General features: G+C 51.9%; 14 protein-coding genes. 6 read left to right on the top strand and 8 right to left on the bottom strand.

From position 1 onward, the window contains the following. Positions 1-204 precede the first annotated feature (204 nt). Positions 205-1,089: a septal ring lytic transglycosylase RlpA family protein gene (locus ACW9SV_RS08650; RefSeq protein WP_479556337.1), complete on the bottom strand. Its 885-nt coding sequence runs from the start codon at positions 1,087-1,089 to the stop codon at positions 205-207. A gap of 421 nt (positions 1,090-1,510) precedes the next feature. On the opposite strand from ACW9SV_RS08650, the gene ACW9SV_RS08645 reads away from it, so the two are divergent. Both ACW9SV_RS08645 and ACW9SV_RS08640 read left to right on the top strand, forming a co-directional pair. Beyond that, positions 1,511-2,419, top strand: coding sequence for a DUF72 domain-containing protein (locus ACW9SV_RS08645; protein ID WP_479556336.1), 909 nt, complete (start codon positions 1,511-1,513; stop codon positions 2,417-2,419). Positions 2,420-2,529: 110 nt separating this feature from the next. Next, on the top strand, positions 2,530-4,080 hold the full coding sequence (locus ACW9SV_RS08640) for a gliding motility protein GldB-related protein (RefSeq protein ID WP_479556335.1): 1,551 nt from the start codon (positions 2,530-2,532) through the stop codon (positions 4,078-4,080). Between the two features lie 95 nt (positions 4,081-4,175). Here the strand turns inward: ACW9SV_RS08640 and ACW9SV_RS08635 are convergent, their stop codons facing one another. The 7 genes from ACW9SV_RS08635 to ACW9SV_RS08605 all read right to left on the bottom strand — a co-directional run bounded on the left by ACW9SV_RS08635 (position 4,176) and on the right by ACW9SV_RS08605 (position 13,170). Then, positions 4,176-5,474, bottom strand: coding sequence for a sensor histidine kinase (locus tag ACW9SV_RS08635; protein WP_479556334.1), 1,299 nt, complete (start codon positions 5,472-5,474; stop codon positions 4,176-4,178). Further along, entirely contained in the window at positions 5,458-6,840 is a 1,383-nt protein-coding gene (locus tag ACW9SV_RS08630; RefSeq protein ID WP_479556333.1) for a sigma-54-dependent transcriptional regulator, read from the bottom strand. The genes ACW9SV_RS08635 and ACW9SV_RS08630 overlap by 17 nt, the downstream gene beginning before the upstream one ends. Positions 6,841-7,201: 361 nt before the next feature. Continuing rightward, the gene (locus tag ACW9SV_RS08625; protein ID WP_479556332.1) at positions 7,202-8,329 is read right to left on the bottom strand and encodes an ABC transporter permease; all 1,128 of its coding nucleotides are present in this window, start codon (positions 8,327-8,329) and stop codon (positions 7,202-7,204) included. 50 nt (positions 8,330-8,379) lie between these two features. Further along, positions 8,380-9,624, bottom strand: coding sequence for an ABC transporter permease (locus ACW9SV_RS08620; RefSeq protein WP_479556331.1), 1,245 nt, complete (start codon positions 9,622-9,624; stop codon positions 8,380-8,382). 11 nt (positions 9,625-9,635) lie between these two features. Further along, a complete protein-coding gene (locus ACW9SV_RS08615; RefSeq protein ID WP_479556330.1) occupies positions 9,636-10,328 on the bottom strand; it encodes an ABC transporter ATP-binding protein in 693 nt (230 codons plus the stop codon). 97 nt (positions 10,329-10,425) lie between these two features. Further along, positions 10,426-11,907 carry a TolC family protein gene (locus ACW9SV_RS08610; protein WP_479556329.1) on the bottom strand — a complete coding sequence of 494 codons (1,482 nt, stop codon included), beginning with the start codon at positions 11,905-11,907 and terminating at the stop codon, positions 10,426-10,428. A gap of 12 nt (positions 11,908-11,919) precedes the next feature. Beyond that, the gene (locus ACW9SV_RS08605; protein ID WP_479556328.1) at positions 11,920-13,170 is read right to left on the bottom strand and encodes an efflux RND transporter periplasmic adaptor subunit; all 1,251 of its coding nucleotides are present in this window, start codon (positions 13,168-13,170) and stop codon (positions 11,920-11,922) included. 269 nt (positions 13,171-13,439) lie between these two features. Between ACW9SV_RS08605 and ACW9SV_RS08600 the strand changes: the two genes are divergently transcribed. The 4 genes from ACW9SV_RS08600 (at position 13,440) to ACW9SV_RS08585 (ending at position 18,704) form a co-directional block, all read left to right on the top strand. Continuing rightward, positions 13,440-13,925, top strand: a complete 486-nt coding sequence (locus ACW9SV_RS08600) for an RNA methyltransferase (protein WP_479556327.1) — start codon at positions 13,440-13,442, stop codon at positions 13,923-13,925. A 118-nt stretch (positions 13,926-14,043) separates the two neighbouring features. Then, on the top strand, positions 14,044-15,591 hold the full coding sequence (locus tag ACW9SV_RS08595) for a BatA domain-containing protein (protein WP_479556326.1): 1,548 nt from the start codon (positions 14,044-14,046) through the stop codon (positions 15,589-15,591). 2 nt (positions 15,592-15,593) lie between these two features. Continuing rightward, on the top strand, positions 15,594-16,442 hold the full coding sequence (locus ACW9SV_RS08590; RefSeq protein ID WP_479556325.1) for a hypothetical protein: 849 nt from the start codon (positions 15,594-15,596) through the stop codon (positions 16,440-16,442). Positions 16,443-16,484: 42 nt separating this feature from the next. Beyond that, positions 16,485-18,704 carry a hypothetical protein gene (locus ACW9SV_RS08585; RefSeq protein ID WP_479556324.1) on the top strand — a complete coding sequence of 740 codons (2,220 nt, stop codon included), beginning with the start codon at positions 16,485-16,487 and terminating at the stop codon, positions 18,702-18,704. The last annotated feature ends 1 nt before the right edge of the window (position 18,705 follow it).

Below are 18,705 nucleotides of genomic sequence, written 5' to 3'. Positions count from 1 at the left end.
CAACGCCTTTTGCTTCTTGAATGGTATACAGCACCCCTTACGTGAAATCCACATTCTGGAGTTGCTATAGAGGCAAGAACAAATCACGTCAAATAAAATTCAGAAATTCTGCTTTTAACCCGATTTTCTGAAATCAGGTCAGAAACCCAAAAGCCAGACCTGTGACTACAGGCCTGGCGTAAGCGTAAGCGAAACAATGGAATCTTACAGGGTAGATGTGCTAGCGGCTGTGCTGGCCATAGGGGCTGGTTCAGCCACTGCTTTTACCAATCCCTGAAACCCACTCTTAACTAGATCCCTCCGGGCTTGCTCAGCGGTTGCCTTAGAAACAAACCTACCGGCCAAAATACGGTGTACTTTCTGCCCGTTAACGGTTTCTTCCACCAAAGCTATAGGCATCTTCTGGTACATCCTCCGCATTTTCTCCACCTGGGCCTCGGCGTTACTCAGACTGCCAAACGCACCGGCCTGGATCACGAACACCTGAGTTTGCGCCAACGTAGGGGCAACAGGGGCGTTCACTGAAATAACAGAGGCACTAGACGCCGAAGACGCTGATGCTACTTCGGTAGTCTTTTGCTCAGGAGAAACGGTTTGAGAGGGTATTGCCGGAGTTTTTCGTTCGGTAACCGGAGCTGCTGCAATAGAGGTCTCCTCTTTGGTTTCTGGCTCAGTGTTTTTTGCTCTGCTGGCCAAGAAAGCTTCTGGCAATTCCAGCACTTCCACTGTCACCTCAGCCAATCCGTCTTGCCGGTAGTTTATCTTGCGGGCAGCGGCCTCAGAAAGGTCAATGATGCGGGCACCCCTGAAAGGCCCCCGGTCATTTATTTTCACCACCACGCTCTCGCCAGTGGCAACGTTGGTGACTTTTACTTTACTGCCTAAAGGAAGTTCATTGTGAGCGGCCGTCATTTTGTGGCGGTTATAAATCTCACCACTTGTGGTAGGACGGCCGTGATATTTAGCCCCATACCAGGAGGCTAATCCGTTTTGCTTATCGCCTATCTCTTGCCCTGTGGCAGAGAGTGCAAAACTGAAGAAAAAGATAAAAAGAACGGTAAGCGCATAGTAAATTTTCTGTATCCCCATTTTAGGTTTTGTTGGTGGAACATCAATTTCAAGACGACAAAAGTAGGGCTAAATTTCTTCCTAACAAGACATCTTGGTTCAACTGCGTACTTCACAGTCTCTCGCAACTTGCTAAACTTATATGTTTTAATTTTAATGTCCAAAATGTTTTTTCAACCATATCACTAATTTCATAAAGTGTGGTATGCCAAATTTGTCGTTTTCTGCAAACAAATTTTCTAGGCTTATGGCCAGTAAACGCAAGTTTTCACTTACAAATAGGATTAAAATGACACACCTTCATTCTAAGGAAATCCTTAGAAAAATAGAAACTCAGAAATTTGGGAAATTTTTTTCTTAAATATTTAGCGAACCAACCAGAAAACAGGTAAAATGCTTACCAGATTAGCAGTTATATAGCCAAAAACAGATATTTAGTTGTATGGATTTCGGCCGCCTTCCAGACATCAGGAATGTTGACTTTAGATTGCCTCCAGACCACGCAGCCACGCCGCAGGTATTGGCCCGAGCGGCACGCCCAACCAAGCCCAACCTTTACCTAGGCTGCCCTACTTGGTCTAACAAACCTTGGCTAGGAACTTACTACCCCACTGGAGCGCAAGACGCCCAGCTGCTGTACTGGTATGCCCGCCAGTTCAACACCTTGGAGATGAACACCACGCATTACCGCATACCAGATGCAACGGCCATTCACCGTTGGCGCCAGGCGGTTCCCGCTGGTTTTGTCTTCTGCCCTAAACTGCCCCAGATCATCAGCCATGACCAACTCCTGCAAAACGTGGGTGAACCTACCAAACGCTTCTGTGATGCTATTTTGGGCTTAGGCGATAGTTTGGGCATGGCTTTCCTGCAACTCCCACCTTTCTTTGGGCCAGATGAATGGCCACTGCTAGAGCAGTTTCTACTCAACTTTCCGGCAGAGGTGCCACTGGCGGTAGAGTTTCGGCACGAAAACTGGTTTAAAGACTCTAAAATGACCCAAAGGGCTTTCCAAACTATGGAGGAGCGCCAGATCACCACCATCATCACCGATGTGGCCGGCCGAAGGGATGTGCTGCACATGCGGCTTACCACGCCGGTGGCCATGATCAGGTTCAACGGTCATGGTTTGGTACCTTCTGATTACACCCGGTTAGACGCTTGGGCCGACCGGCTGCACCAGTGGCTGGAGCAGGGCTTACATACGGTGTACTTCTTCATGCACCAGAAAGAAGTCTTAGATGCACCCCCTGCCTTGGTGTACTTAACAGAACAAGTAGAGAAACGGACCGGCCTACAACTACAGAAGCCCCAAAAAATACAGCAATTTGTGCAGGGAAAACTGTTCTAAGCCTGTCCTGTAAGTAGTGATTTCCCAGATACAGGATGCGTCATGCAACCATTCTCAGGCAACTGATATCTATAGGGCAACATAAATGAACTACTTACCCAACTTATGCTATGAAACAGAAACTACCCTTTAGAACCCTGCTCCTTAAAAGCTGCCTTGCCCTTGGTCTTTTAACCCCAAGCCAGCTTTTTGCCCAGACAACTCCAACGGTACTGCACGCCCCCAAAGACACTGTAGTACTCACCATAAAAGAGGCCAAATACAAGCATATCTTCAAGGTAAGCGAAGCGGGCAAGGAGAAACTGGTGCGCATCAGCCCTAACAACCGGCCTAACTTCATGCACGTGAACACCGGCCAAGACAGCGTGGCGGTGAAATACCAGAACAACCAACGGGAACGCTTCAGGGTTACTAACGGCAAAGACACCATCAGCCTGGTGTTTTCTTATTTCACGCCGCCCGCCTATTCAGAACTGAACAAGAAAGCCACTGAGCAATACCACAAGAAGAATTACCAGGAGTCTATCTACCTGTACCAACAGGCTTTAGCGGCGGAGCCGAAGGGTGCCCACGTCCGCAACACCTACTACAACATTGCCTGCGACTACGCCCTCATGGGCCAGAAAGAGCCCGCTCTCCAAAATCTGGAGAAAGCCGTGGCGGCGGGATACAAGAACCTGTCTAACATGAAGCGGGATTCTGACCTGGAAATTCTTAAACAAGACAAAAGGTACCTGAAGCTGGAAAAGCAACTGGAGAAACAGCAAGCCCACTTAGGCAACCCAGACAATGCGCAGCTGGTTACCACTGACGTGCATAACTTCTGGAAAGCCTATGACCTGGCTGCCAAAAACCCGGCACGCCAGCAAGAGGTGTTTGAGAAAGAATATTTCGGGAAAGCATCTGCGGGGTTACAGGACTACTTTGAGTTTAAGATCGGTTCTCTGGAGCTGTTCCTGAACAACCTCAACAACAAGACAGCCTTCTTCCCAGCCATCCGGAAGAACACGCTGCAGGTAGACGGCATGAAAGCTGATATCTACAAGAGTTTCCATAAGATGAAGGAACTGTATCCGGCCTCTACGTTTCCCAACGTGTACTTTGTAATTGGGCGTTACAACTCGGCGGGTACGGCGTCAGACAACGGACTGCTGATTGGCATTGACCAGTTCTCAAAATCTGATGATGTGCCGCTGCATGAATTGAACCTCTGGGAGCGCAACAACTACAATTACGTGCGCAATGTGCCACCGCTGATTGCCCATGAACTGATCCACTTTATCCAGACCAATAAATCTGACACGACCCTGCTGGCTGGTGCGTTGACCGAGGGCATGGCTGATTTTATTGGGGAGTTGATTTCAGGCGTAAACACCAACAAACGCATCCATGACTTCGCCAACCCCAGAGAGAAGGAAATCTGGGAGAAGTTCAAAGCTGAGATGTACCTAGACCGCTCCAGGAACTGGATTGCGAACGGTGTGAATGAGCGTCCTGATTGGCCCGCTGACCTAGGCTACTACATGGGCTACAAAATCTGCGAGGCTTATTATAACAAAGCCACAGACAAGAAACAGGCCGTAAAAGACATCTTGGAGATTAAAGACCCAAAAGCCTTTTTTGAGCAAAGCGGCTACGCCGATAAATTCACCAGAATCTAATCCTATCTCCTTCAGAAAGTACAACCCTCTGTTTGCGGGCTGTTTGTAGAGAAACAGCCCGCAAACAGAGGGTTTCTTTTGTTGAATATCAATCCTTAGAACTGAATGTGAAAGGTCGTTACCCCATCAGCGCCGGTTTGCAGGGAGAATCGGAAACCATGGTGCAGTAAGATCTCGCGCACCATGGTGAGCCCGATGCCTTGTCCGTTGGCTTTGGTGCTGAAGAACGGGGAGAACAGTTTCTCCTGCACCTCGGGAGAAATGGCTTGCCCGTTGTCTTGGATCAACAATTGAGGCGGAGAGGCGATGGTCTGCACTTTCACCCATCCTTCCGGCTCGGTAGCTTCTAGGGCATTCTTCACCACATTAATGAGTACCTGCTCCATCTGCTGCACATCCATGGCGATAGGCGGAACAGCTTGGGCTAAGTCCCACTGCCAGCAGACGTTTTTCCGTTCAAAGCTGTGCGACATGAGCCGGTGAATGCTTTGCAGAAGTTGGTGCAGATCGGTCTCGCGTTTGGTAGGCGGCGGAATCCGGACTACGTTGGCGAAATTGGCCATAAAACCTGCCAGGTTCTGGTTACGGGTGATGCAGACCTGGAGCGCCTCGTCAAAGTCCGTACGGGTGTCTTCGTTTAGTTGCGGCGCGAAGTACGAGAAGGAGTTCAGGATAGAATTGACCGCCCCAATGGAATTGTTGATCTCGTGCGACATCATCCTGATCAGCTTCTCGTAGGCATTCCGCTCTTTCTCCAGCAATTCCTGCGTGAGCTCTTCCACTAGAATGAAGTAGCGGTGATAACCCCGGTCCAGGAAGCGGATCTTACGGCAACGGTACGTCTGGATACCATTCGGCCGGATGATGCGCTGCTCGTCTTTGGGAAGTTTAGGCAAGGAGTTTCCCCAGTGGTGCGGCAGTTCAGTTAACGGCTTTCCTACCATGTTCTTGCCTGAGGTCTGCAACAAGGTAGCCGCCGCGGGGTTCAGTCCGGCGACGCGGTCGTGGGTGTCCAGCAGGATGATGCCGGAAGGAGAGGCCTCAATCAGGCGCTCCAGCAGAAAGTGTTTTTCAGTCTGCACCACGCGCTCTTGGCGCAGCTCGTCCATCATTTGGTTGTACACATGAATGAGCTGATCTACCTCTTTTTGGCCTGTTTCCATAAATTTAATGGAAAAATCGCGGTCCTTAATGGACTCAATGCCCGCCGCGATGAGATTGAGCGGCCGCACAAAAGAAGTGTAAAGCTTGGATGTGAGAAAGATGCTGGTGGCAATAAGCACCTCAGCGGCCACAAACAGCCACTTGTTGTAGTCCAGCAGTTGCCAGGCCAGCACCACCAGCGCCACGTGCAACAAGACTGCCGCCAGAATAAACTTATTCCGCAGCGTCATACGGGATGTTGAACTTCTCCAGACGACGGTACAAAGAACCCCGACTCACGCCTAGGGCCTTGGCCACTTTACTCACATTATTGTTGTAGTAGGCCATTGATTTCTTGATCATGCCGGCCTCCAATTCATCCAGGGTCATGGCCCCCACCGAAGGCAGCAGTTTCTCGTCCAGTTTCTTGGAACCGCCCTGTAACTGGTTTTGGAAATCTTCCACATCCAGCAGGCTCTTGCCGCTCACCAGCACCGTGCGCTCCACCAGATTCTTCAGCTCCCGGATGTTACCCGGCAGCGGCTGTTCGCGTAGCCATTTCAGGGCCTTGTTGCTCACCTGCAGCGCCTGTTTGTGGTAGGTGTGCTTGAGATTGTTCACGAAATGCTGCACCAGCAACGGAATGTCTTGCGGACGCTCGCGCAAAGCGGGCAGTTTCACCGTAATTAGGTTGATGCGGTAATACAAGTCCTCCCGAAACTTGCCCTCTGCTACCATTTCCTGCAGGTTACGGTTGGTGGCACAGATCACGCGTATGTCCAGGCTTTTGGAGCGGCTGTCGCCGAGTACTTCGTAGGTGCGATCCTGCAGGACGCGCAGCAGTTTTACTTGGCTGCTTAGATCCAACTCCCCGATCTCGTCCAGGAAGATAGTGCCTTTGTTCGCCATCTCGAAACGGCCTACCCGGTCTGTCTTGGCATCGGTGAACGCGCCGCGACGGTGCCCGAACATCTCACTTTCAAACAAGCTGGCTGAGATACCGCCCAAATTTACTTTCACAAACGGCGCTTTCTTACGGTGACTGTTCCGGTGAATGGCCTCGGCAATGAGTTCTTTGCCCGTGCCGCTGTCGCCTTCAATCAAAACTGAGGCATCCGTAGCGCTGATTTGGCCTATGTTGCGGAGTACCTGTAGCAGACCGGGGTCTTCGCCCACAATCAGGGAGAAATCGTACTGCTCGTCCAGCTGTTTGCGGGTGAGTTTCCCAGTGGGGATTTCTGCAGTAGGCTTCGCCAGTTCCAACGCCGTTTTAATGGATTGCAGCAGCGCTTCGTTGTTCCAGGGTTTGGTGATGAAATCGGCCGCGCCACCTTTCAAACCTTCTACGGCCAGGTTGATGGAGCCCCATCCTGTAATCAGAATTACCGGCACCGACGGATACAGTTGCTTCAGTTGACTCAACAGACGCAAGCCATCTTCACCGGTGGTTTCCATGGAGAAGTTCATGTCCATGAGGGCCAGTTGGGGCATTTGTCTGGCCGCCACTTGCAACGCCTCCTCGGGTCCGGCGGCCTGGGCCGTAGCGTAGCCGGCTTGTTTGAGCAACAAACTTAAAGAAGCCCGTACGGCTACGTCATCGTCAATAATCAGGATCATGGGTTCTGGGAGCGGGTAAGTGAAGGTAACGTTTTTAGGCTGTTTTTGAAATAGGAAGCGAGAAATGGAAGCATGAAAGCGTGGCCTCCTCTTAGCTGGCGCGAGTTTGTAACTCGTGCCTACAGATGCTGGGTAGTCTCCTGACTACCCTCGCTGCACTGCAGCGAAACCGAGGCAGCTGATTTACTGTGGCGGATTTACTTCTATGACTAGTGATAACTTTGACTATTTATGGTTCCCGGCGAGTCTGGAGACTCGCGTCATCCTTAGGCACGAGTTATAAACTCGCGCCAGTTATGCCCATTGCGTTTAGCGCCCGTTTTCTGAAAAACAGGCGCTAAACGCACAGGTGATTCTAAACTTATTCCTCATGCAAGGCCACGGCTGGGAAGATTTTGGAAGCTTGGTAGCTGGGATACACCGCGCAGATGGTGGCCAGCAGGAAGATCAGGAAGGCAGCGGCTCCTATGCTTTCCCAGTAAATACTGGCCGAAAGCTGGAACACCTGCAGCAGCGGGAACTGCACCGCCAGCACCAAACCCAGTAGTAACCCGAAGGTGGCAATCACCAGCACTTCTCCTACAAACTGGTTCCGGATCTGTTTGGAGGAAGCTCCAATGGCTCTCCGCAACCCAATCTCGGCGTAACGGCGGTTGATATTGTACCACAGCACTCCAAACAAGCCCAAGGCCACGTTAAACACCAGGAATCCGCACACCAATCCTAAGGCCACCATCGGCACTGTGGTTACTTTGGCTTTACTTTGGCGCATTTTCTCCTGAGTGGTCACCTCAATGGTCCAGTCTTTGGCGATGCGCGACAGTTCCCGCACCATTTTCTCCTCAAACGCCACGCCCGCGCCAGGTTTTACTTTGATGACCAATCCGTTCCAAATGGAGTTTGTGTTTTTGTCCAAATTGATGCGGTGGAAATACGCGGCTTCCTCGGGGTCAAACTCGCTGTAAGACCGGTAATGGTCTACCACCCCAATGACCGCATACTGAGTAGAGTCATTGATGGGAATGAGTTTACCAATAGGATTTTCCTCGCCAAACAGTTCTTCCTGCAGCTTTCTGTTGATCACAATAGGGGCATGCAGGCTGGCATTATCCTGCGGCCCGAACCACCGGCCCTGACTCACTTCCATGCTCATTACATTTTTATAATCATCCTGCACATCAAAGACGTCGGCTTCTACATCCTTTTTACCACCGTAAGACAAGACATTGTTCATCTGGCTGAACGCAAACGGGGTATTAGAATTGGAGAGCGAGGCATATTCCACCTCGGGGAAGCTGCGCACCCGCTGAATCAACTGCTGCTGCACGGCCAGGTTATGCGCCGATGAATCGGTACTGGGATTCAGCCACAGTTGCCACACGTTGTCATACTTGAAGCCCAGCGGTTTGGTGTAGTTGTGGTAATTGTAGAAGATGAAACTAAGCACCGCGAAGAGCACCAGGAAGGAAAAGAAGATTTCTGTGATCAAGAGAAAGTTGCTTTTCTTCTGATTCCAAATCAGTTTAAACAGATGGCGTATCATTTGGAGCCTCCTTTCAGTGCCTCAACGGCGTTTAAGCGTGACATTTTAAAAGCGGGGTACACCCCGGAAACCAACCCGAACACAAGGCAGAGCAACACCCCCCAGGCAAATACCCGCAGGTTCAGCCCCAAAGAGGCGTAAGCGATGATGCCGCTGTCATTGATCATCTCCAGCACCCCCGCCGAAATCAGGAAGCCCAACATACCGCCTAGTAGCGTAAGAAAGATATTCTCCACCACAAACTGCCCGATGATGGTCTTGGAAGAAGCCCCGAATGCTTTGCGCACGCCAATCTCAGAAGACCGTTCCATGATGCGACTAATGTTAATGTTCACCAGGTTGATGGTGGGCAGCAGCATAAACAGGAAGGCCGCAAAGGCGAGAATAGCGTACAGCATAGCTGATTTATCGGTTTTTCCGCCTCCCATGAGGCTGCGGGCAAAGGTCCCGAAGATGTCATCGGCGAAAGAAAACACTTCCTGTACTCCCTCCGGCTTGCTGTTCTTGTTCACCTGCAGCATCATGGATGCGAACTCATCCTTGATCTTGGGCACATCGCTTGCCTGCTTTGCCTTGATGGTGGCAAAGTAGGTTCCTTTCAGATCGGTGCGTTTGAAATCTTGGCTTTTGAGGGTGATCGGCACCCAAACATCGGCGTAGGAATGCAGACGCAGCACCGGCACGTCTTCCACCACTCCCACTACTTTGTATTTTACCTGGTCTACTTCAATAGTCTGGCCTACCGCCTCTTTGTCCCCGAAGTAATTTTTGCGGGTATTCTGATTGATGACCGCTACGCGGGTGGCGTTTTCCACTTCCTGCACACTGAACGGCCGGCCTTCTATGAAATTGAAATCCAGAATATCCCAAAAGGCAGCATCGGTGTGTTTCTGGTCTAGGGTCAGCTTTTTGTTGTTCACGTAGCTGTTCACCGAGGTAAAGACAGAGTTGATAGAGACGTTCTCCGGGGTTTTCAGCGGACGCACGAAGCGGTTCAGGAAATAGTAGCTGGGCGGACTGCTGTTGGTATACCCTTCTTTGAACTGCTCCCGCATGTTGTTCACAAAAAGAAGCTTGTCAGATTCCCGCTCTGGCATTTGCGGCCCGAAGGCATGGTCATAGAGCGAGGTCACCACCATGAGCACCATCAAGGTGAAACTGATCCCGAAGAGGCTGATGAAGGTGAAGAACTTGCGGCGTTGCAGCACCGCCCAGGCAATTTTCAGATAATTTCTTAACATGGCCGTACCGGTTAAATCTGGGCTTCTAGTACTCTGGAATCTGCCACTTGCTGCCCGTCAAAGAACCTGATGAGTCGGTTGGTTTTGAGGGCCATGTTCTCGTCGTGGGTTACCATCACAATGGTGGTGCCTTCTTCCTGGTTCAGGCGCAGCAAGATGTCCATGATCTCGTCACCCATCACGCTGTCCAGGTTTCCGGTAGGCTCATCGGCTAAGATAATCTCGGGGTTACCGGCCAAGGCTCGGGCAATGGCTACCCGTTGCCTCTGACCACCCGAGAGCTGGCTAGGAAAGTGCTTGGTGCGGGCGCTCAAACCTACTTTCTCCAGCGCAGCCAGCGCTCTCTTCCGGCGCTCACTGCCTGACACATTGCGGTACAGCAGCGGCAGCTCCACATTATCCACCACGCTTAAGTCATGGATCAGGTGATAACTCTGGAACACGAAGCCAATTTTCTCATTGCGCAGCTTGGCCAGTTTGCTGTCTGAATGGGTTTTCACCGGCTGGCCGTCAATGGCCACGTACCCGCTGGTAGGTTCATCCAGTAAGCCCATGATGTTGAGCAGCGTAGATTTTCCGCAACCCGATGGTCCCATGATGGAGACAAACTCGCCGCGTTCTACCTCCAGGTTCACGCGGTTGAGGGCTACCGTTTCAATGGTTTTGGTGCGGTAGACTTTTTCGATGTCGATTAACTGTATCATAGTTATAATGTGCTAATGCTTTAATGTGCTGATGAGTTATTTCTGTCTTTTCTGTTTAGAATATGTCTTCCGGAAAACAGGCCCTAAACAGCTGGTTCTATTCTTTGGCGAGCAGTGACTGTCCGCGTTCAAAGTCATATAAAGTAAGTGCCCGTAGTCTATAGTAAGCTACCCAGAAATCCTGAAGGGCGGTAATATACGCGCGGCGGGCTTGGTCTTTTTCCTGCAGGGCGATGTTCAAATCTGTGATGCTGATGCGGCCCACCAGGAACGTAGCTTTGGTAATGTCATAGCGTTCCTGCGCAATAGAATCTGCCAAGGCGGTGATCTTGAGGCGTTCCTTCAGCAACTCAATCTGGTTTACCTGCGTGTAGACATTCTGCTCAAAATTGGTTTGTTCCTGTTCCACGGTGTACTGGGTGAGTTGGAGTTGGGCCTCGGCGGTTTTCACGCTGGCTTTCTGCCGGCCCCAGTCTACAATGGGTACGCTGAACCCGAGGGTCACTTGCTGCTGGTTCTCGGGTTGGGCGTAGCTTTCAGAGAAGTTATTAGCGCTCTTGGTCAGCCCGAAGGTGGCGTACAGATCTGCATTGAAACCTCCTTTGCCGCGGGCTTCGGCTACTTCCTGCTGGGCCTGCAACACCCGGCGCTCAAACTGGAAGCGCTCTTTGCGGTTTAACCGGGCTTGATCCAGCGCGAGTTGCTCTTCTACTTGCAGAGCCGGCACCACATTAGGAGCTTCTACGGCTATTTTCTCGACCCGCTGTAATCCCACATAAGCCGAGAATTGCATGGCTACGGTCTTTAACTCAGTGGCCGCTTGGGCTTGGGCCAACTGCGCGTTCATGAGGCTCAGCTTTAGTTGCAGCAGCTCGTTTCTGGACAATCGGCCTAGTCGATGTTTTTCCTCGGCCACTCTGAACAGGGCCTGGTTGTTTTCCACGTTCTTGGTGGCAATCTCATAGTTTACCTGTTGCAGCAGCACCTCAAAGAAACGCTGGGTAGCGGTAGTGGCCAAAGCCTCGCGGTCTTCTATGAATTGGCGCTCGGATTCGCGGTAGCGCAGCGGCTCAATTTTCTTGTTCCAAGCCAGAGCATTGTACCCGAAGATGGGCTGCCGAAACCCGATGATGGCCGGAAAAGAGTTGTAGCGGCGTACCCCTTGGTTGAAATCATCGAACCGTTGGCTCTGCGAGGACACAAAGAACTGCCCACCCGTTAACCCCACTGACTGGCTCAGCGACAAAGACACATCTGAGTTGCTGATGGAAACAGCCCTGAAATCAGTCGTTCCATCTGGCTGAATCACGGGGATGATGCTGCGGGAGAAATCTGGCAACGTGCCCCGCAAAGTCAGGTGCGGCCGATAATCTGCCCTGAACGTGCGGTACTCCCAGTAGCTGCTGGTCTTGTTGGTAGCCGCCTGCTTGCTGGCGATGGAAGAACCTAGGGCCAGGTCAATGGTTTCCTGCAGGGTCAATCTGCGGGAGGGCTCCGCCGCGGCAGGCTGCGTTTGGGCCTGCGCTAATGTTCCCAGTAGAATATTCAGGAACACTATATATAATAGAGTGGTTTTCATGATCAGCGGCCGTTAATCATTGGTGAGGTGCAGTTCTTCCAGGTGCGCGTACTCCTTGGTGTTGGAGATGATGACCTTTTCGCCGGCGGCAATGTCACCCTGCAGTTCCACAAAGTCCAGGTTGTTGGCTCCGGTGCGGAGCATCCGGCGTACGGCTTTATCGCCCTGCATCACAAAAACGGCTTGTTCTGGGGTGCCGGTGAAGAAAGGACCGTTTTTCACGCGTAGCACATTCGGCCGGAAATCGGTGAGGACAAAGACTTCCACCCGGAGATTGGAGCGCAGGGCTTGGTGGTTTTTCTCCTGCAGTCGCACGTAGAAAGTGATGATGCCATTCTCCACTTTAGGCTGCACGTTGGCAATTTCGCCGCGAAGGTCCGTCTCGTTGATGCGCACCGTTACGGGGCCACCCACTTTCAATTGCTCGGCGTAGGTGTCTGGAATAGTAGCTTTGATTTTGAAGCTGCTGAGGTCGGCTACGCGGGCGACAGGCTCTCCGGCGTTCACAGTGGCGCCTACCTCCTCGTTCACCCAGGTCACCACGCCGGAACGGGGCGCTTTGATATCGGCCTGGGCGAGTTGGCGCTGCAGTTGGCCTATGTCGCGACTCTGCATTTCCAGTTCAAAGCCTACGGCTTTCATGCCTATCTTCGCAGATGCCTGTTCGTCTTGGATTTGGCGTTGCAGTTGGGTTAGTTCTAGGGTGGCTACTTTCAGGTCCAGCTCGGCTTTTTTCACGTTTTCCTGGGTGCCGCCGCCAATGGAGAGCAGGTACTTTTCATCGTCTAAGGCGGCTTGCAGGCTTTTCACCCGCACTTCCTGCACCGCGTACCTAGAGCGTAGTTGGTTTACATTTTTCTGCAGCGTATTCTCCAACTCGGCGGTTTTGTTTTGTTTCAGTAGCCGCTCATCTCTGAGTTTGTCAAAAGTAGTTTGCGACGTCTGCTTGTCTAGTTGCAACAAAGGCTCATTGGCAGACACATGATCACCGGGAGTATGCAGCACCCGCTCAATCTTGGCCTGGATAGGGCTGGCAATCACCTCTTCATTCTCGGGCACTACTACGCCAGTAGCGATGAGGGAGGCTTCTACGGCGCCTACTTCTACCGTTGCCACGCGCAGCTCATGTTTGGCTACTCTGGTTTGAAGCACTGACCGGAACGCCAGCACACCCAGCAGTACGGCCACCACCACTACACCTACCTGCCAGATGCGGCGGCGTTTGGTTTTCTGTACTAGGGCTTGGGGAATTTCTCTATCCATGATTGACACAGGTTTGGTATCATCTCTTATCCAAGCGTCATGCCAATTTATATATTGTTGATTTACAATTATTTACACCATTTTACTAAAACCAAAAGTGTCCAATTCTGGACAGCCATTCCGGTTGTGGTCAGGTTTCTTTTACTACCTTTTAGAAAGTTCTGGAAAAGGCTTAAGACCCGATTCTAAGAAACCACCACCAAAGGACCACGGGACTGCTATCTTTGCTTTCGCCTTGCGCAGCTACAATTCTGCAAAGGCACAGCAAGATGGCGCGAAACAAGGCACAGTATGAAGGGTATTTCGGGATTGGGATTATGGAACCGAAGACCGAGGAAAACGTGGGCACGCTCTGGCGGTCGGCGTCTATTATGGGGGCTAGTTTCTTGTTCACAATCGGCCGACGGTACAAGAAACAGGCCTCAGATACAGGCCGAAGCTGGAAAGAAATCCCGCTGTTCCACTACACAGACTTTGACGATTTCTACCAGCACCTGCCCTACAGTTGCCAGTTGGTTGGCGTAGAGCTAGACACGAAAGCCGTGCCAGTAGAGCAATTCCAGCACCCTGAGCGCTGCATTTACCTGCTAGGTTCTGAAGACCATGGCCTTTCCAATGCGGTGCGGGTACGGTGCCACCACTTGGTGCAACTGCCCGGCACCAGCTCCATGAACGTGGCTTCGGCGGGTTCCATCATGCTCTATGACCGGCACCTCAAAACCCATCTGCTGCCGGGAGTCGACCAGTCCTCCTAAATAGCTCCTTGCGCTTCGTTCCTCTACCAACTAGGATATTCAACGTCCTGTCTCTATATTGGATGTTGCGGACCCGTTCTGCTGTCTATGTCGTACGCCTTGAAGCTTCTTACTTAGTTTGTTCCAGTTCCTGAATTCGGCGTGGTTGTGGGCCACCGCCAGCGTGGCAGTACCCATTGCCATTCACTTGTGGAATAAAAAGCCGCCCCGTACGGTTCTGGTAGGCAGCATCCGGTGGCTACAACCCTCTGAAAGCCGAAAGCTAAGCAGCCTACGCCTCACAGAACCTTGGCTTCTGCTCCTGCGCTGCCTGCTTCTAGTGCTTCTTGCTGGGGTACTAGCTGGCCCTATCTGGAAGCGTCAGGTCTCCACCGCCCCAGAGAAGCACGTCTACCTGCACCCCGAGCTGCTGCACTCCCGCTACCTTCCGCAGATTGCCGCCACGGTTGACTCTCTAGCCCTGAAAGGCTGGCAAGTACACCGTTTAGCGCCTGGTTTCCCCAAACTTCCCCAAAACGAGGAAACGTCTCTACAGAACTTTCAAACGGATAGCCTGCCTTCTGACACCACCAACGCCTGGGCCATGTTACGTGTGCTTAACCGAAGCCTACCGCCCAACGCCCAAGCCTGGATCTTCACCACCGACCTGCTTCGGCACCACCGTGGCGAGTTCCCATCTATCCGCTCTAATATTAACTGGGTTCCGGTGAGCGTTCCGCAAACCAGCACCTGGTTGCAGGAGGCGTACTACACCACCTCAGGACAATTGCTGCTGCGTTTCGGGAAAAGCGATGCCCAAGAGGTAACGTTTATGGAGCGGAAGGTCGCCAAACCCATCGCCGGACAAACCATCTCCGTGGCAGATGCACCCACCGTCCTGTTCACGTCGCACGCCACTTCTGATTCTCTCACCTTACTAGACGGTGCACATAATTCTCTTCCGTTAGCCAAACAACCGCTGCAAGTGCTGGTGCGCTTCTCAAAATCGCGGCAAGCCGATGTGCGGTACCTCCGGGCCGCCCTACAAGCGGCTTTGGACTACAAAGGCGTAGCGCATGAGTTGGCTCTTTCTTCTGAAACCCAGCCTCTCCCGTCCTTGGGTCCTGATTTGGTTTTCTGGTTAACCGATGAACCGCTCGCTCCCTTTCTGGCCCGTTTTCCGGAAAAACAGCTAAAAACCTTGCAAGACGCCTCCACTGGTGATCGCATCCAGAAAACAGAAAGCTGGCTGCAAATCCCTGCCATTCCACAACCCGTTTCCCTACACCAACGCACCTCCGCTCCTAAGAATTTAGCCGCTGAAGTGCTGTGGCAAGACGGCTTCGGGAACCCCATGCTCACCAAAGAGAAAGATTCTCTGCAAACTCATTACCGCTTCTACAGCCGCTTTCACCCTGCCTGGAACGACTTGCCCAATACTGGACACTTTCCGGAGTTGCTCCTGCAACTGCTCTTCCCGGAGGAAACCTCCTGGCGCACCCGTTATGACACCCGCACGTTGCGGCCAGAGATGGAACAGCCTCGGGCGTCTTCCGGCTCCGTTTCAGAAACTGCTCCTAAAACAGAAGAGATGTTGTATTTGAAACCGTGGTTGATGGGAACAATGGCGCTGTTGCTGGCTTTGGAGCGCTGGCTGGCGAGCAGAAGATCTTATAAACAAAGTTAGAAATGAAAGATATCGTTTATTATTTAGCCGCAACACTCATTGGCGTAACACTGGCTTCATGCACGGGTGAAACCAAGAGGGAAAAAGCCACTGAAGTTCCTTCACCTACGCCTGAGGTTAATACTACACAGGCATTGACCTCAGTTGATAAAACCGATTCATCTAATACTTTTTCTTGGGCAACAGAAGTATGCAGGAATAAAGGCACCTTCAATCCAAATGCTTATTCAGGGCAGCAGTTAAAGGACACGTACTACCTATGGTTTGAGTTTAATAGCGTTGTAGAATTAGAAGACGTTACCTTAGACTCCCCAGATGAGTGGACTATTGAAAATATCAACAGGAAAAGTGCTAAACTGGACGCTGATTTCAGAAAAGCTACCAAAAAATTATTAGGTCTTCAATTAGTTCCTGTCAAATTCTGGGATACAGTTAGGGACTTAAAAACGAAAGAGCTTGATGAATCATACGCCTTGAAAAAGCTAACTATTGAGGCGTACAAAACTCCAGTGATTCTTCTGAACCAACCCTACGCAAAGAACTGTAAGGCCTATGTCAATGCCTTGGCTTCAGAAGACAGCGTGGCACTGTTCAACGCTTGGAAGAACCTCATTGAGGAGCAGAAAAAAAAGAACCTCGCACCAGAGCGGGTAGAAGCCAAATTTGACAGACAAAGAAATTCCCCTGACAGGCTTCTATATGCAAAGATTGAGCTCATGACATTTGGTTGGTGGAATTGCGCTATCGATCAAATGAAATACAATGCCGCCACTCAAGAAATGCCTATGGAAGAAGAATTCAACAAGTTATTCATCAAAATTACAAATATTGAATGTGATGATGTGGATTGATAGAACTACTTCTGAAAGTACAGAGAACCTTCCTACACTATAATGCCCCACCTTATCTCGCATATCACCCCAGCTACTACCATCCTGGCACAGGCACGGGGGCAGTACCTGAAGAAAAAGGCAGGGTTGCTGGTGTTGCAGGCAGTGGCAATCCTTTTGCCGGTGGCGGTGTGGGCATACCGTGACTGGGGCGGCGTTGGAGGCGGAACAGCGGCTAGCCTCTTAACCTTCCTGGTTCTTATTTTGCAGGCCTGGCGGTGGCGTGATCTTCAACGAAAGACTGATTTACCCAAAGTTGCCCGGCACCTGAACCGGAAATACCCGCAGCTAGAAGAAAGTTCAGAACTGTTATTACAGCCCGAGGCTGAGCTTTCACTGCTGGGCAAGTTGCAGCAGCAACGGATAGCTTCCGTTTTAGAACAGATTCCGACAAAAGAGGCCTCAAACGTCCGTTTCCGGAATGGGTGGATTCTGCTGCTCGCGGGCCTTGCTCTTGCGATTGGGCTCTGGTTTTTGCCTGATTTCACCAAAACGCCGGAGAAAACTGCTACTTCCAGCGCAGGCCTATCAGCGGATGTCAATGCACCTGTAGCGCAGCCTAAAGCGATTCTTCCGGCCATTAAACGCATGAACCTGCGCGTATCCCCTCCTGCCTACACCCGGAAAACTCCTTACGCCGTCACTACGCCTTCCTTCAAGGCTGAGCTAGGGGCACAAATAACCTGGACTGTCCAAACAAACCAACCCGCTTCCTCCTTGCAACTGGTCCTGAGCAACCAGAAGCCTATTCAGCTACGGGCGGTGCCGGGGCAGCAGAATACGTACACCGCGGCTCACCTCCTCACGCACTCCACGCTGTACCATTTTCGCCTGAACGGGCAGGCCTCCGACTTTTACTCACTTGAAGTGATCCCCGATGAGGCTCCGGCCATCACGGTCCAATCCCCGAAACAGCACACTGAGATTCTGTTCGGAGATCCGCAGCGGGTACGGTTGCAGGCTACTTTGCGGGATGATTACGGCCTTAGGTCGGCCGAGCTCATTGCCACCGTGGCCAAGGGCGAAGGCGAGGCCGTGAAGTTCCGGGAGCAGCGCATCCCGCTGAACGTCTCTTTTGGCGGCCAGCCGAAGCAACTGCAACTGACCCAAACGCTGAACCTGCAGCAACTAGGCATGACTTACGGCGACGAGCTTTACTTCTACCTGCAGGCACAGGACAATCACCGGGGCTACACCCGCACCGAGGCCTTTCTGGTAGAAATTGAAGACACTACCGTGGTAGAAACCATGGATGACCTGTCTTTGGGCGTGAACCCCAACCCCGAGTATTTCCGGAGCCAGCGCCAGATCATCATCGACACCGAAAAGCTCATTCAGGAACAGAAAGGCCTGTCCCAAGCCGTGTTCCAGGAGCGGTCCAACAACATCGGGGTAGACCAGAAATTACTGCGCCTGCGCTACGGCAAGTTCCTGGGCGAGGAATTTGAATCCAACATCGGCACGGCCGGCTTACCTGAAGAATTAGCCGAAGGCCACACCGCCGATGACGGCCACGACCACTCCCCTAAAAAGGAAGGTTCTGAGCACGAAAACAAGATGGGCGAACTGCTGGACCCCTACCTGCACAAGCACGACCAGGAAGAAGCCGCCACTTTCTTTGAGCCCGCCATCAAAGCCCAACTCAAAGGCGCGCTGGCCCAGATGTGGGAAGCGGAACTTCGGCTGCGTACCGCCCTGCCCAAAGAAGCCTTGCCGTTTGAGTACAAAGCTTTGCGCATGCTTAAGGAAGTACAGCAGAAATCAAGAGTGTACGTAAAAAAAAGCGGGTTTGAACCACCGCCACTCAAAGAACCCGAGAAACGCCTCACCGGCGATTTAAGCAAAGTGCAGGTATTTCAGGTCCAAAGAAAAGAAAAGCCCCTAGAAACAGCCTCGGCGGCAAAGCAGACCTTGCAGCGCCTAGCTCAATGGAAACAAGGCACGAAGCCCAACGCCTCCGATGCCGCTTTGCTGGAAAGAGCCGGGCAGGAGTTGGGCCAAGCCGCTGTGCGCGAGCCGGGGGCTTACCTGAGAGCCCTGCAAGACGTGCGGCAACTTACCCAGGGAATCAGGGCAGGGCGTAGCCTTTGCTCGGATTGCCTTACCCGGGTAGAAGCTGCCTTGCACCGCTTTTTGCCTCCATCTACCAAAACGCCGCAAAAACCTGTTTCTTCCGGGGCACCCAGGAAACTGGCGCAAGACTATTTCAACCGGATCAACTAAC

Source organism: Rufibacter sp. JT20002, from assembly GCF_056491185.1.
Note: the sequence above shows the minus strand (reverse complement) of the source record. Positions and strands in the feature narration are given on the sequence as shown.